Origin of the sequence: Modestobacter marinus, from assembly GCF_011758655.1 — a bacterium.
Classification (GTDB): Bacteria; Actinomycetota; Actinomycetes; order Mycobacteriales; family Geodermatophilaceae; genus Modestobacter; species Modestobacter marinus.
The window spans coordinates 2,040,510-2,054,634 of the sequence record NZ_JAAMPA010000001.1 but is presented as its reverse complement, the minus strand read 5'-3'; the positions used below and the strand labels follow the sequence as shown (position 1 = coordinate 2,054,634).

Sequence of the window (14,125 nt, the reverse complement as noted above, 5' to 3'; positions counted from 1 at the left end):
CTCAGTACTTCAGCAGGTTGACGTCGTCGACCGAGGCCGAGCGGCGGGTGCGGTAGATCGACATGATGATGGCCAGGCCGACGACCACCTCCGCGGCGGCGACGACCATCACGAACAAGGCGATGACCTGGCCCTCGACCGTCCCGGTGCTCCGGGCGAAGGTGATCAGGGTCAGGTTCACCGAGTTGAGCATCAGCTCGATGCACATGAACACCACGATGGCGTTGCGCCGCACCAGGACGCCCACGGCGCCGATGGTGAACAGGATCGCCGCCAGCACCAGGTAGTTGGTGATCGTCATCGGGGCGCCTCCTGGCCGCTGCCGGGGACCGGGCCGGTGGTGCCGCTGCCGGGGACCGGGCCGGTGGTGCCGCCGCCGATCGTGCCGAGGGCGGCGTCGGTGCCCCCGGCGTGCGGCAGCCCCTCCCGCTCGGCGCCGACGCTGCCGGTGCGCGGCAGCTCGTCGACCCGGACGGGCTCGACGCCGGTGGCGAAGCTGCTCGGCGCCAGGCCGCCGTCGGGCAGCCGGCCGGGCGCGGCGATGGAGTTGGCCCGCGCGTAGACGCCGGGGCCGGGCAGCGTCTGCGGCCGGTCGGTGAGGAACCTGGCCTGGGAGCGCTCCTTCTGGCTGCGCTGGGTGCCGGGCTCCCGTTCGGTGTGGGTGAGCAGCAGCGCGCCGACGGCGGCCACGATGAGCAGGGCGCCGGTGACCTCGAAGGCCAGCACGAAGCGGCCGTAGAGCACGGCGGCGATCGCCTCGACGTTGCCGGCGGCCGGCCCGCCCGCGGTGCCCTGCACCGCGGTGAGCCCGGCGACCGGCAGGTCCTCGGTGGCCCGCGCGATGCCGGCGCCGACCAGCCCGGCGAAGCCGATCCCCAGCACGATCGCCGCCACCCGCTGCCCGCGCAGCGTCTCGACGACCGAGTCCGACGTCTCCCGGCCGACCAGCATGAGCACGAAGAGGAACAGGATCATGATCGCGCCGGTGTAGACGATGATCTGCGCCGCGCCCAGGAACGGCGCCTCCTGGACGACGTAGAAGACGCCCAGGCTCAGCATGGTGGCGACCAGCCAGAGCGCGGAGTGAACGGCGTTGCGGGACAGCACCATCCCCAGCGCGCCGGCCAGGGCCACCGGGGCGAGCACCCAGAAGACGATGGTCTCCCCGGTGCCGATGACCACCCCGGTGTCGGCCGCTGCCGCCAGGACGGTCGGGGCGAGCACGGTCATGCCCGCTCCCCGACCACCGGCTCGGCGGCGGACCCGGGCTGCGGGGCCCGCACGTAGTAGTCCTGCTCGTTCTCGCCCAGCCGCATCGGGTGCGGCGGCTGCTCCATCCCGGGCAGCAGCGGGGCCATCAGCTGCTCCTTGGTGTAGATCAGCGCCTGGCGGTCGTCGTCGGCGAGCTCGAAGTCGTTGCTCATCGTCAGCGACCGGGTCGGGCAGGCCTCGATGCACAACCCGCAGAAGATGCAGCGCAGGTAGTTGATCTGGTAGACGGCGCCGTAGCGCTCACCCGGGGAGAAGCGGGCGTCCTCGGTGTTGTCCCCGCCCTCGACGTAGATGGCGTCGGCCGGGCAGGCCCAGGCGCAGAGCTCGCAGCCGACGCACTTCTCCAGGCCGTCGGGGTGCCGGTTGAGCACGTGCCGACCGTGGTAGCGGGGCTTGGTCTGCTTGGGGACCTCGGGGTACTCCTCCGTCGTCACCTTCTTGAACATCGTGGCGAAGGTGACCCCGAACCCCTGGGCGGGCCCGGGCAGCCAGCTGGACCGCTTGCCGGGGGCCGTGGTGGCCGGCGCCGTCGAGGACTGCCGGGCGACCGCACTGCTCTCCCGCCGGGCCGGGCCGGCCCCGGCGGAGGCACCTGACGTGACGGGCGGCGGGGTGGGCTCAGACATCGTCGTCCTCCTCGGGCGTGGTCGAGCTGGTGCGCCGGCCGGTGCCGACCACGGTCCCGGCGCCGACGGACTCGCGACGGCGCAGCCGCGGCGAGGGCGGGACGACCAGGTCCATCGGGGGCACCGGGAACCCGCCGGGCGCCCGGTCCCGGCCCCGGGGGTCCAGCACCTGCGGCTCGGCCGGCGCCGGACCGCCGGCAGCGGCCTCACGGGCGGCGACCCGGGTGTCCCGGTTGCGCATCCGGGAGGCCAGGAGCAGGCCGCCCAGCAGCACCAGTGCGATCGGCACCCCGACGAAGACGGCGACCTGACCGGCGTCCAGGTCCGACTCGCGGGCGACGGCGCGCAGCGTCGCGACGACGAGGATCCAGACCAGCCCGACCGGGACCAGCACCTTCCAGCCGAACCTCATGAACTGGTCGTAGCGGAGCCGGGGCAGGGTGCCGCGGAGCCAGACGAAGACGAACAGCGCGACGACGACCTTGGCGAAGAACCACAGCAGCGGCCACCAGCCGGTGTTGGCGCCGTCCCAGATCGAGATCGGCCAGGGCGCCCGCCAGCCGCCGAGGAACAGCGTCGCGGCCAGCGCGGAGACGGTGACGATGTTGATGTACTCGGCCAGGAAGAACAGGGCGAACTTCAGCGACGAGTACTCGGTGTGGAACCCGCCGACCAGCTCGCTCTCGGCCTCGGGGAGGTCGAAGGGCGCCCGGTTGGTCTCGCCCACCACGGCGATGACGTAGATGACGAAGGAGACCGGCAGCAGGACGGCGAACCAGCTGGGGCCGGTGAACTCCAGGCCGAAGAAGGAGAGCTCGGTGCCGTCGGCCTGGGCGGCCACGATCTCCGAGGTCGACATCGAGCCGGCGTAGAGGAACACCGCGACGATCGACAGGCCCATCGCGATCTCGTAGCTGATCATCTGCGCCGCACTGCGCAGCGAGCCGAGCAGCGGGTACGTCGACCCGGAGGCCCAGCCACCGAGCACGATGCCGTAGACGCCCATCGCCGAGCAGGCCAGCACGATGAGCACCCCGATCGGGGAGTCGATGAGCTGCAGCGGCGTGCGCTCGCCGAAGATGCTGACCGTCGGCCCCAGCGGGATGACCGAGAAGGCCAGGAAGGCCGGGATGGTGGCGATGACCGGCGCCAGGAAGTACACCGGCTTGTCGGCCAGCGCCGGCATGATGTCCTCCTTGAACGCCAGCTTCAGGCCGTCGGCGAGGCTCTGCAGGTAGCCCCGCGGCCCGACCCGGTTGGGGCCGATCCGCTGCTGCATCCGGGCGACGACCTTGCGCTCGAAGACGATGGCGAACAGCGTCATCAGCACCAGCACCCCGAAGATGCCGACGATCTTGATGAGCACGATCCACCAGACGTCGTTCCCGAAGTCCTCCAGCGTCGGCTGGTCGGCGGCGGCGAAGACGGTCACTCCTGGGCCTCCCGCAGGCTGGAGAGGGAGGTCGCGCCGGCCGGGGTGGGCGGCGGCCCGGCGAGCCGGACGACGGAGCCGGGGCCGGTGCCGAGCTGGGCGCGGACCTCGCTGCCCGGGGAGCGCATCGGCAGCCAGACCACGCCGTCGGGCATCTCGACCAGCCGCACCGGCAGGGTGACCGCCCCGGCCGGGCCGGTGACGGTGAGCGGGTCGCCGTCGGCCAGGCCGAGCCGGCGGGCGGCGTCCTTGCCCAGCCGGGCGACCGGCGGCCGGGCGGTGCCGGCCAGCGCCGGCTCCTCCCGCTGCAGCGTGCCGACGTCGACCAGCTGCCGCCAGGAGGCGAGCACCGCCTCGTCTTCGGCCAGCTCCGGCAGCGGCGCCGGCGCGACGCCGCCGCCGGTCGCGTCGGGTGCCTGGGCCGCGCCGCCGAGGGCGATCAGCTGGGCGCGGACCTCGCTCACCGACCCGACCCGCAGGTCGACGCCCAGGTGCTCGGCCAGGCCCTGGAGCGCCCGGCCGTCGGTCAGCTGGCCGCTGCCGTGCAGGGTGGCGTCGAACGGGCGGACCCGCCCCTCCCAGTCCAGGTAGCTGCCGGCCTTCTCCGGGGCGGCGGCGACCGGCAGGACGACGTCGGCGTGCGCGGTGACCGCGGTCGGGAACAGCTCCAGGCTGACCACGAACCGGGCCGCCTGCAGCGCCCGCTCGGCCAGCAGCGGGTCGGGCAGGTCCGCGGGGTCCACGCCGCCGACGAGCAGGCCGGCCAAGGCGCCGTCCCGCGCGGCGGTGAGGATGCCGGTGAGGTCGCGGCCCGGGGTCGACGGGACGTCGGCCCCCCACCGCTGGGCGACGGCGGCCCGGTCGGCCGCGCTGGCGACGGTGCGGCCGCCGGGGAGCAGCGTCGGCAGAGCGCCGGCCTCGACCGCACCCCGCTCCCCCGCCCGGCGCGGCACCCAGCCGATCCGGGCGCCGGTCTCGGCGGCGAGGGCGCTGACCGCGGTGAAGCCGCCCGGCACCTCGGCCAGCCGCTCGCCGGCCAGGATGACCGCGCCCGGGCGGAACAGCGCCACGGCGGCCTCGGCCAGCACGCCGTCCACCGGGTTGGCGGCCAGGTCGTGCAGCAGCCGGGCCTCCTGCCCCGGGACGGTGGTCAGCACGGTGGCCTGCAGCTTCTCCGCGGCCCGGGTGGTGAACGGGGCGACGTCGAAGACCTGCTGGCCCGCCGTCCGGACCGCCCGGCGCAGCCGCAGGAAGACGATCGGCGACTCCTCCTCGGGCTCGAAGCCGACCAGCAGCACCGCCGGGGCGGCGGTCAGGTCGTCGTAGCTGAGCCCGCCGGCCCCGGGCGCGGTGCCGGCGACGTGCGTGGCCAGGAAGTCCAGCTCCTCGGCGGAGTGCGCGCGGGCCCGGGCGTCGACGTCGTTGGTGCCCAGCGCGACGCGGGCGAAGGCGGCGTAGGCGTAGGCGTCCTCGACGGTCAGCCGGCCACCGGGGAGCACCCCGACCCCGCCGGCCGCGTGCGCGGCACGCAGCCCCTCGGCCGCGGCGGCCCACGCCTCCGGCCAGGACGCGGGCTGGAGCTCGCCGTCCGCCCCCCGCACCAGCGGCGTCATCAGCCGCTCGTTGCTGGCGGCGTAGCGGAAGGCGTAGCGGCCCTTGTCGCAGTTCCACTCCTGGTTGACCGCCGGGTCCTCGCCGGCCAGCCGGCGGGTGACCGTGCCGCGCCGGTAGTCGGTGCGCTGGGCGCAGCCGCTGGCGCAGTGCTCGCAGACGCTGGGCTCGCTGCGCAGGTCGAACGGGCGGGCGCGGAACCGGTACGTGGCGCTGGTCAGCGCGCCGACCGGGCAGATCTGGGTGGTGTTGCCGGAGAAGTAGGACTCGAACGGCTCGTCCTCGTAGATCGCCACCTGCTCCAGCGCCCCGCGCTCGAACAGCTCGATGAACGGGTCACCGGCGACCTGCTGGCTGAACCGGGTGCACCGGGCGCAGAGCACGCAGCGCTCGCGGTCCAGCAGCACCTGCGAGCTGATCGGCAGCGGCTTGGGGTAGGTGCGCTTCGCGTCGGTGAACCGGGACTCGGTACGCCCGTTGCTCATCGCCTGGTTCTGCAGCGGGCACTCCCCGCCCTTGTCGCAGACCGGGCAGTCCAGCGGGTGGTTGACCAGCAGCAGCTCCATCGTCCCCTGCTGGGCCTTGTCCGCGACCGGGCTGCTCAGCTGGGTCTGCACGACCATGTCCGGGGCCACCGGGGTGGTGCAGGAGGCGACCGGCTTGCGCTGCCCCTCCACCTCCACCAGGCACTGCCGGCAGGCGCCGATCGGGTCCAGCAGCGGGTGGTCGCAGAACCGCGGGATCTGCACGCCGATCTGCTCGGCCGCGCGGATGATCAGCGTGCCCTTGGGCACCGCGACCGGAAAGCCGTCGATCGTGCAGTGCACGGCGTCGGGCGGGGTGTGCGGGCCGGGTGCGCCGGGCGGCAGCGCCGCCGCGGGCTCGGGGGTGGCCGGGGTGAGGGTCATCAGGCTGCTCCCACGGGCTCGAGCCGCAGCGACCGGCCGAGGCGGGCCTGCTCCTCGGCCGGCAGCAGGGCCACGTAGTCGTCCTTGAAGTACTTCAGCGAGCTGGCGATGCAGCTGGTCGCGCCGTCGCCGAGGGCGCAGAACGAGCGGCCGAGGATGTTGTCGCAGGTGTCGGTGAGCAGGTCCAGGTCGGCGGCCCGGCCCTGCCCGTGCACCAGCCGCTCCAGGATCTGGACCAGCCAGTAGGTGCCCTCCCGGCACGGGGTGCACTTGCCGCAGCTCTCGTGCGCGTAGAACTCGGTGAACCGCAGGGTGGCCTCGACGATCGAGTCGGTCTCGTCGAAGACCATCAGCGCGGTGGTGCCGAGCATCGAGCCGGCCGCGGCCACCGAGTCGAAGTCCAGCGGGACGTCGAGGTGCTCGGCGGTGAAGTACGGCGTCGAGGAGCCGCCCGGCGTCCAGAACTTCAGCTCGTGGCCGGGCCGCACACCGCCGGCCATGGCCAGCAGCTCGCGCATCGTCGTCCCCATCGGGGCCTCGTACTGGCCGGGGTGCACCACCCGGCCCGACAGCGAGTAGATCTTCGGGCCGGGCGACTTCTCCGGGCCCATCGTCTTGAACCAGTCCGCGCCGCCGCGGACGACGTAGGGCACGCTGGCCAGCGTCTCCACGTTGTTGATCACCGTGGGCGAGCCGTAGAGGCCGGCGACGGCGGGGAACGGCGGCTTGAGCCGGGGCTGCCCGCGGTAGCCCTCCAGGGAGTCCAGCAGCGCGGTCTCCTCGCCGCAGATGTAGGCCCCGGCGCCGGCGTGCACCACCAGCTCGAGGTCGTAGCCGGAGCCGAGCACGTCGCTGCCGAGGTACCCGGCGGCGTAGGCCTCCTGCACGGCGGCCACCAGCCGGCGGTGGGCGTGCACCGCCTCACCGCGGACGTAGATGACGGCGAAGCTCGAGCGGATCGCGTAGGCGGTGATGATCACCCCCTCCAGCAGGGAGTGCGGGTCGGCCATCATCAGCGGCAGGTCCTTGCAGGTGCCGGGCTCACCCTCGTCGGCGTTGACCACCAGGTACTTCGGGGCCGCCGCCGGGCCGGTCGGGGTCTCCCCCGGCTTGGGCTGCGGGATGAAGCTCCACTTCATCCCGGTCGGGAAGCCGGCACCGCCGCGGCCGCGCAGGCCGGAGTCCTTGACCAGCGCGACGACGTCGTCCGGCGCCATCTCCAGGGCCGAGCGGAGCGCGCGGTAACCGTCCAGCCGCTCGTAGGTGTCCAGGGTCCAGGAGAGCGGCGCGTCGAACCGGGAGGTGAGGACAGGGGTCAGGGGCATCTCAGGCCTCCCGCTCGATCGAGCTGTTCTGCCCGGCGCCGGAGCTGGTGGGCGGGGTGTCGGTGCCCTCGCGGCCGCGCTCGGCCGGCTGGCGGCCGGCGGGCTCCGGGGAGTCGGGGTGGTGCTGGGCGGCACCGGCCCGCTCGGCCGGGGTGTCGGCGGAGGCGACGGCGGTGTCGGCGGCCTGCTCGGACGGCGTCTCGCCGGCACCGCCCGCGGGCTCGACGTCCGGCTCCGGTGCGGACTCCGGCTCCGGGGACTGCATCGGCGGCGCGGACTCGCCCCGCTCGGCGGCCAGCCGCACCCCCACCAGCGTCGGCACCCCGGCCGACGGGGCGTCGACCGCCGCCCGCTCGGCCGCCGGGTCGGCGTGCTGGGAGAAGCCGGCCAGCTGGCGGGAGATGCCGCGGAAGTCGGTCAGCGGCGCCCCGCGGGTGGGCGGCGGCTTCTCCCCCGCCCGCAGCGCGGCCACCAGGGCCCGGGCGGACTCGACGTCCTGCTGGTCGTAGAACTCGTAGTCGACGGTGACCACCGGCGCGTAGTCGCAGGCGGCCAGGCACTCGGCGTGCTCCAGGGTGACCGAGCCGTCGGCGGCGGTCTGGTCGTGGCCCACGCCGAGGTCGGCGGAGACGGCGTCGTAGATCTGCTGCCCGCCGAGGACGGCGCACAGCGTGTTGGTGCAGACGCTGACCAGGTGCCGGCCGGTGGGGTGCCGCTTGTACATCGTGTAGAAGGTCGCGACCGCGCCGACCTCGGCCTTGGTCAGCCCGAGCAGCCGGGCGCAGAAGCCGACGCCCTCCGGGGAGACGTAGCCCTGCACCGACTGGACCAGGTGCAGCATCGGCAGCAGCGCCGAGCGCGGCTGCGGGTAGCGGGCCATCACCTCGCGCGCCTCGGCCTCGGTCTGCTCGGTCAGCGGCGGCAGGTCCGGGGCGGCCGGCTCGACCGGGCTGGAGTCCAGCCCGGTGACCGCCGTTCCCTCGTACGACCCGGGAAGCGCACTCACGTCGTCACCTCGCTGGCGCTCGTCGACGCCGCTCGCGCGGCACTGCTCTGCTCTCCGGATGAGCTCGCGAGCTCGCTCATCTGTCGACTCCCCCCATCACGGGGTCGATGGAGGCGATCGCGGCGATGACGTCGGCGATCATGCCGCCCTCGCTCATCGCCGCGGTGGCCTGCAGGTTGACGAAGCTGGGGTCGCGGACGTGCACCCGGAACGGCCGGGTCCCGCCGTCGCTGACCACGTGGTAGCCGAGCTCGCCGCGCGGGGACTCGATGGCCGCGTAGACCTGGCCGGCCGGCACCCGGAAGCCTTCGGTGACCAGCTTGAAGTGGTGGATCAGGGCCTCCATCGACTGGCCCATGATGTGCCGGACGTGGTCCAGGGAGTTGCCCATCCCGTCGGCGCCCAAGGACAGCTGCGCCGGCCAGGCGATCTTCTTGTCCTCGACCATCACCGGCCCCGGCTCCAGCCGGTCCAGGGCCTGGCCGATGATCTTGATGGACTCGGTGATCTCGCCCATCCGCACCAGGTAGCGGCCCCAGGCGTCGCAGGTGTCCGCCGTCGGCACCTCGAAGTCGTAGGTCTCGTAGCCCAGGTAGGGCTCCACCTTGCGCATGTCCCAGGGCAGCCCGGCCGCACGGAGCACCGGGCCGGTGACGCCGAGGGCCACGCAGCCGGTGAGGTCGAGGTAGCCGACGTCCTTGAGCCGGCGCTGCCAGATCGGCTGGCCGGTGAGCAGCCGGTGGGTGCCCGCGACCCGCTCGGGGAGGACGGCGAGCAGCTCCCGCACGGACTCGACGGCGCCCTCGGGGAGGTCCTGCGCCAGCCCGCCGGGGCGGACGTAGGCGTGGTTCATCCGCAGCCCGGTGATCTCCTCGAGCACGTCGAGGACCAGCTCGCGCTCCCGGAAGCCGTTGGTCATGCCGGTGAGCGCGCCCATCTCCATGCCGAAGGTGGCCAGCGCGACCAGGTGCGAGGCGATCCGGTTGAGCTCCAGGACCAGCACCCGGATGGTCTGCGCCCGGGGCGGCGCCTCGATGCCGAGCAGCTTCTCCACGGCCAGGCAGTAGGCGGTCTCGTTGAACAGCGGGGCCAGGTAGTCCATCCGCGTCACCAGGGTCGTGCCCTGGGTCCAGGTGCGGTACTCCGTCGTCTTCTCGATGCCGGTGTGCAGGTAGCCGATGACGACGCGCGCCTGGGTGACGGTCTCGCCCTCGAGGTCGAGCACCAGGCGGAGCACCCCGTGGGTCGAGGGGTGCTGCGGGCCCATGTTGACCACGAGCCGCTCGTCGTCGTGGGTGTCGGCGCCGAAGGTCTGGTCCCAGTCGCCGCCGGTGACCGTGTAGACCCGGCCCTCGGTCGTCTCCCGCGAGCCGGCGTACGGGTCGCTCGTCGTCGTCATCGGTAGCTCCGGCGCTCGTCGGGCGGGGGGATCTGGGCGCCCTTGTACTCGACCGGGACACCGCCGAGCGGGTAGTCCTTGCGCTGGGGGTGGCCCTCCCAGTCGTCGGGCATGAGGATCCGGGTCAGCGCGGGGTGGCCGTCGAAGACGATGCCGAACATGTCCCAGGCCTCCCGCTCGTGCCAGTCCGCCGTCGGGTAGACCGAGGCGACGGAGGGGACGTGCGGGTCCTCGACGGTCACCGCCACCTCGAGCCGGATCCGGCGGCGGTAGGTCATCGAGGTGAGGTGGTAGACGACGTGCAGCCGCGGCCGGTCCGGCGTCGCGACCGGGCCGCCGCTGTCGGCGTAGTCGACGCCGGAGACGCTGCTGCACAGCTCGAAGCGCAGCGCCTCGTCGTCCCGCAGCGCCCGGACCAGGGTGAGCAGGTGCTCCCGGGCGACGAACCAGGTGATCTCGCCCCGGTCGACCAAGACCCGGTGGACGGCGGCGGCGTAGGTGGCCTCGCCCACCGCGTCGATGAGCGCGTCGGCGACCTCGTCGAACCAGCCGCCGTAGGGCCGGTCGGTGGAGTGCAGCGCCACCGCGCCACCGGGCTCGACCCGGACCAGGCCGCCGAAGCCGGAGGTGTCACCGCTGCCGCTGACCCCGAAGGCGCCCTTGCGGAACCCCCCGCCGGGCTCGGTCGCCGCGCCGAAGCCGGCCTCGTCGCTCACCGGTCTGCTCCGCGCAGGACGACGGCGTTGCCCCCGCGCTGCTCGATGGTGAACTGGCCGGTGCGCCCCTCGGCGGCGGCCTGCTCGTAGGCCCGCCGGGCCGCCGGGTCGGCCCGGACGCTGGAGGGCATCGCGAGGTGCAGCTCCGGCGCCGTGCCGTTGGCCCGGGCCTCGGCCTGCTCCCGGGCACGCTTGGCGCCCAGCGGCTGGTGCTGGATCTTGTGGTGCAGCTTGAGGATGGCGTCGGTGAGCATCTCCGGCCGCGGCGGGCAGCCGGGCAGGTACATGTCCACCGGGACGATGTGGTCGACGCCCTGCACGATCGCGTAGTTGTTGAACATGCCGCCGGAGCTGGCGCAGACGCCCATGGCGAGCACGTACCGCGGCTCGGGCATCTGGTCGTAGATCTGCCGGAGGACCGGCGCCATCTTCTGGCTGACCCGCCCCGCCACGATCATCAGGTCGGCCTGGCGCGGGGAGGCGCGGAAGACCTCCATGCCGAAGCGGGCCAGGTCGTAGCGGCCGGCGCCGGACGCCATCATCTCGATCGCACAGCAGGCCAGGCCGAACGTGGCCGGCCAGAGCGAGGACTTGCGGGTCCAGTTGACGAGCTTCTCGACGCTGGTCAGCAGCACGCCGCTCGGGAGCTTCTCCTCCAGGCCCATCTCAGCGCCTCCCGTCCGTGGTCGGTGCCGTGTCGGTCAGTCCCATTCCAGCCCCCCGCGGCGCCACTCGTAGACGAAGGCGATGAACACGGTGCCGATGAAGACCGCCATCGCGCCGAGACCCCACAGGCCCAGGGCGTCGTTGGCGACCGCCCACGGGTAGAGGAAGACGATCTCGATGTCGAAGACGATGAAGAGCATCGCGGTGAGGAAGTACTTGACCGGGATCCGTCCGCCGGTGAGCGGCTGGTCGACTGGTTCGATCCCGCACTCGTAGGCCTGCACCTTCGCGCTGTTGTAGCGGCGCGGCCCGATGAACGGGGCAGCGGTGACCGAGAAGAGCGCGAAGCCCGCGGCGAGCACGAAGAGCCCGACCAGGGGCACGTAGTTCGACAGCATCAGCAGCTCCCGGGCAGGTCGGTCGGGAGCATGTACGTCGTCGGGCGGAACACTGTGCCGACCTCCCCCTGCCTGCGACGTCCGGACGGACCGTCGTGACCTGTCTCACCTGCCGCTTGTGAACTTGTTCACAAAGTCGGGTGATCGAAGCCTATGCCGAGGGGTGCCGGAACACCAGGACCCCCGGTGATCGAGTTCACACCGGGGGTCCTGACAGGCCGCGCTGGACGCGGATCGGGCTGGGGCTCACCGCAGCCGGGGGCCGGGGCTCAGAGCGGCCCGGGGGCCGGGGCTCAGAGCGGCCCGGGGGCCGGGGCTCAGAGCGGGCCGGGGCCCGGGGTGGGCGGTGGGGCGGTCGGGTCGGTCGGGTCCGGGCCCGGGACGGGCGCGGGGGCCGGCGGGGAGATCGGGTCGGTCGGTGACGGGGACGGCGAGGGCGGCTGGGGCTCGGGGGTGGGCGGGATCGTCATGCCCGGAGCCTGCTCCTCCTCGGGCGGTCGGGGAACGCTGTCCGCTCCGGGCAGAACACTCCCCGACGAGCCCTCGCCGAGAGACGAGCTGTGCACGTCTGCTCCGGGCCGCAGGCGTCGACGACTCGACACTCGATGCCGGGCCCGGAGCGGCCCCGGGCGGGCCCGGGGGCGGGGCCGCGCCGGGGTCGGAGCCGCTAGACGCGGGTGCCGCGGTGCAGGGCGACGACGCCGCCGGTCAGGTCGCGCCAGGCGACGTCGGCCCAGCCGGCGCCCTGCAGCCAGCGCGCCAGCTCCGACTGCGGCGGCCACGCCCGGATCGACTCGGCCAGGTAGACGTAGGCCTCCGGGTTGCTGCTCACCGCCCGCGCGATCGTCGGCAGTGCCCGCATCAGGTACTCGGTGTAGACGGTGCGGAACGGCGCGAACGTGGGGCTGGAGAACTCGCAGACCACCAGCGTGCCGCCGGGCCGGGTCACCCGGGAGAACTCGCGGAGCGCCGCCTGCGGGTCGGCGACGTTGCGCAGCCCGAAGGAGATGACCACGCCGTCGACGCTCTCGTCGGCCAGCGGCAGCGCCATCGCGTCCCCGGCCACCTTCGGCACCGGCCGGGAGGCCCCGGCGCGCAGCATGCCCTGGGAGAAGTCGCAGGCGATGGCGTGCACCCCGCCGGCGGCGAGCTCGACGGTGGAGACCGCCGTCCCGGCGGCGACGTCCAGCACGGTGGAGCCGGGGCGGGCCCCGAGCGCCTCGCGGGTGGCCCGCCGCCAGCCGGCGTCCAGCCCGGCGGAGAGCACCGTGTTGGTCAGGTCGTACCGGCCGGCGACCCGGTCGAACATCGCCGCGACGTCGGCCGGCCGCTTGTCCAGCCCGGCTCGCGTCCCCGCTGCCCCAGCCCGTTCCCCGGTCGCCACGACGGCGACGCTACCTGCGCCTCTCCTACCCTGGAGCGGTGACTCCGGCAGCCGCACGCACCGCGACCAGCGCGGCAGCCGTCACCACGACCCCGCTGGGCGCCCGGCGCACGCCGCTGCTGACCCTGCTCCCCCGCGACGGCGCGCTGGCCTGGGTGCGCCGCGGTGAGGGCCTGGTCGGCTGGGGCGAGGCGGCCCGGCTGGAGGTGTCGGGCCCCGGTGCGCTCGCCGCGGCCGCCGACTGGTGGGCCCAGCGCTGCGCCGGCACCGAGGTCCACGACCCGGTCGGCGTCCCCGGTTCCGGGCCGGTCCTCTTCGCCTCCGTGGCCTTCGACCCGGCGGTGGGGACGTCGGTGTTCGTCGTCCCCGAGGTGGTCGTGGGCCGCCGCGACGGGTGCACCTGGGTGACCGTCACCGGCGACGCGGACGACGAGGACCGCGCCGTCGTCGAGACCTCCCCGCAGCACGCGGCCACCTCGATCGGCCGGCTGGCCTACGCCGACGGCGCCCTGGACCCGATGGCGTGGTGCCGCGCCGTCGCCGCCGCGGTCGCCCGGATCGACGCCGGCGAGCTGGACAAGGTGGTGCTGGCCCGCGACCTGCTGGTCACCGCCGACCGGCCGCTGGACCCCCGCCGGCTGCTGCTGCGGCTGGCCGAGCGGTTCCCCGACACCTGGACCTTCGCCGTCGACGGCCTGCTGGGCGCCACCCCCGAGCTGCTGCTGCGCCGCACCGGCCGCGAGATCGACTCCCGGGTGCTGGCCGGCACCGCGCCCCGCGGCGCCGGCGCCGAGGACGACCGGCTGGCCGCCGGCCTGCAGACCTCGGTCAAGGACCACGCCGAGCACGCCTACGCCGTCGACTCCCTCGCCGACGCGCTCCGCCCGTTCGTCGACGAGCTCGTCGTCCCGGAGCAGCCGACCGTGCTGACCCTGCCGAACGTCCGGCACCTGGCCAGCGACGTCCGCGGCCGCCAGCGGGACGACGACGCGACCGGGCTGCTGGAGCTGGTGGGCGCCGTGCACCCGACCGCCGCGGTCTGCGGCAGCCCGACCACCGCCGCGGCGCGGGTGATCGCCGAGCTGGAGGGGATGGACCGGGGCCGCTACGCCGGGCCGGTCGGCTGGCTCGACGCCCGCGGTGACGGCGAGTTCGGGCTGGCGCTGCGCTGCGCTGAGCTGACCGGGGCCGACGGGGGACGACAGGCCCGGTTGTTCGCCGGGTGCGGCATCGTCGCCGACTCCGACCCGATCGCCGAGCTGGCCGAGACCCAGGCGAAGCTGGCCGCCTTCCAGGCCGCCCTCGAGGACTGAGCCCCTCCCCCCGAGGGGGGATCCCGCCCCTCGGGTGCCCCGGAGAGGTCAAGAGGGCGCGCCCGCGTT

13 protein-coding genes are annotated in these 14,125 nt (G+C 74.2%); 1 reads left to right on the top strand and 12 read right to left on the bottom strand.

Annotated features, from left to right (window positions below; genetic code table 11):
* Nucleotide 1: 1 nt before the first annotated feature.
* The 12 genes from nuoK to FB380_RS09710 all read right to left on the bottom strand — a co-directional run bounded on the left by nuoK (nucleotide 2) and on the right by FB380_RS09710 (nucleotide 12,743).
* On the bottom strand, nucleotides 2-301 hold the full coding sequence (nuoK, locus tag FB380_RS09765) for an NADH-quinone oxidoreductase subunit NuoK (RefSeq protein WP_166754891.1): 300 nt from the start codon (nucleotides 299-301) through the stop codon (nucleotides 2-4).
* Nucleotides 298-1,230, bottom strand: coding sequence for an NADH-quinone oxidoreductase subunit J (locus FB380_RS09760; protein ID WP_166754890.1), 933 nt, complete (start codon nucleotides 1,228-1,230; stop codon nucleotides 298-300). Before FB380_RS09760 ends, nuoK begins: the two co-directional genes overlap by 4 nt.
* Complete coding sequence (gene nuoI, locus FB380_RS09755; RefSeq protein WP_249523239.1) at nucleotides 1,227-1,898, bottom strand: NADH-quinone oxidoreductase subunit NuoI; 672 nt, start codon at nucleotides 1,896-1,898, stop codon at nucleotides 1,227-1,229. The genes FB380_RS09760 and nuoI overlap by 4 nt, the downstream gene beginning before the upstream one ends.
* Nucleotides 1,891-3,330: an NADH-quinone oxidoreductase subunit NuoH gene (gene nuoH, locus FB380_RS09750; protein ID WP_166754889.1), complete on the bottom strand. Its 1,440-nt coding sequence runs from the start codon at nucleotides 3,328-3,330 to the stop codon at nucleotides 1,891-1,893. Before nuoH ends, nuoI begins: the two co-directional genes overlap by 8 nt.
* The gene (locus FB380_RS09745; protein ID WP_166754888.1) at nucleotides 3,327-5,849 is read right to left on the bottom strand and encodes an NADH-quinone oxidoreductase subunit G; all 2,523 of its coding nucleotides are present in this window, start codon (nucleotides 5,847-5,849) and stop codon (nucleotides 3,327-3,329) included. Before FB380_RS09745 ends, nuoH begins: the two co-directional genes overlap by 4 nt.
* Nucleotides 5,849-7,174, bottom strand: coding sequence for an NADH-quinone oxidoreductase subunit NuoF (nuoF, locus tag FB380_RS09740; protein WP_166754887.1), 1,326 nt, complete (start codon nucleotides 7,172-7,174; stop codon nucleotides 5,849-5,851). Before nuoF ends, FB380_RS09745 begins: the two co-directional genes overlap by 1 nt.
* Before the next feature lies 1 nt (nucleotide 7,175).
* Complete coding sequence (gene nuoE / locus FB380_RS09735) at nucleotides 7,176-8,180, bottom strand: NADH-quinone oxidoreductase subunit NuoE (RefSeq protein WP_188959503.1); 1,005 nt, start codon at nucleotides 8,178-8,180, stop codon at nucleotides 7,176-7,178.
* Nucleotides 8,181-8,256: 76 nt separating this feature from the next.
* Nucleotides 8,257-9,579, bottom strand: coding sequence for an NADH-quinone oxidoreductase subunit D (locus FB380_RS09730; protein ID WP_166754886.1), 1,323 nt, complete (start codon nucleotides 9,577-9,579; stop codon nucleotides 8,257-8,259).
* Entirely contained in the window at nucleotides 9,576-10,295 is a 720-nt protein-coding gene (locus FB380_RS09725; RefSeq protein WP_166754885.1) for an NADH-quinone oxidoreductase subunit C, read from the bottom strand. Before FB380_RS09725 ends, FB380_RS09730 begins: the two co-directional genes overlap by 4 nt.
* Entirely contained in the window at nucleotides 10,292-10,960 is a 669-nt protein-coding gene (locus FB380_RS09720) for a NuoB/complex I 20 kDa subunit family protein (protein WP_166754884.1), read from the bottom strand. The genes FB380_RS09725 and FB380_RS09720 overlap by 4 nt, the downstream gene beginning before the upstream one ends.
* 36 nt (nucleotides 10,961-10,996) lie before the next feature.
* Nucleotides 10,997-11,359, bottom strand: a complete 363-nt coding sequence (locus tag FB380_RS09715; protein ID WP_373286324.1) for an NADH-quinone oxidoreductase subunit A — start codon at nucleotides 11,357-11,359, stop codon at nucleotides 10,997-10,999.
* Between the two features lie 667 nt (nucleotides 11,360-12,026).
* Complete coding sequence (locus tag FB380_RS09710) at nucleotides 12,027-12,743, bottom strand: demethylmenaquinone methyltransferase (RefSeq protein WP_166754883.1); 717 nt, start codon at nucleotides 12,741-12,743, stop codon at nucleotides 12,027-12,029.
* Nucleotides 12,744-12,781: 38 nt separating this feature from the next.
* Here FB380_RS09710 and FB380_RS09705 point away from each other — a divergent pair, with 38 nt between their 5' ends.
* Nucleotides 12,782-14,056 carry an isochorismate synthase gene (locus FB380_RS09705; RefSeq protein WP_166754882.1) on the top strand — a complete coding sequence of 425 codons (1,275 nt, stop codon included), beginning with the start codon at nucleotides 12,782-12,784 and terminating at the stop codon, nucleotides 14,054-14,056.
* The last annotated feature ends 69 nt before the right edge of the window (nucleotides 14,057-14,125 follow it).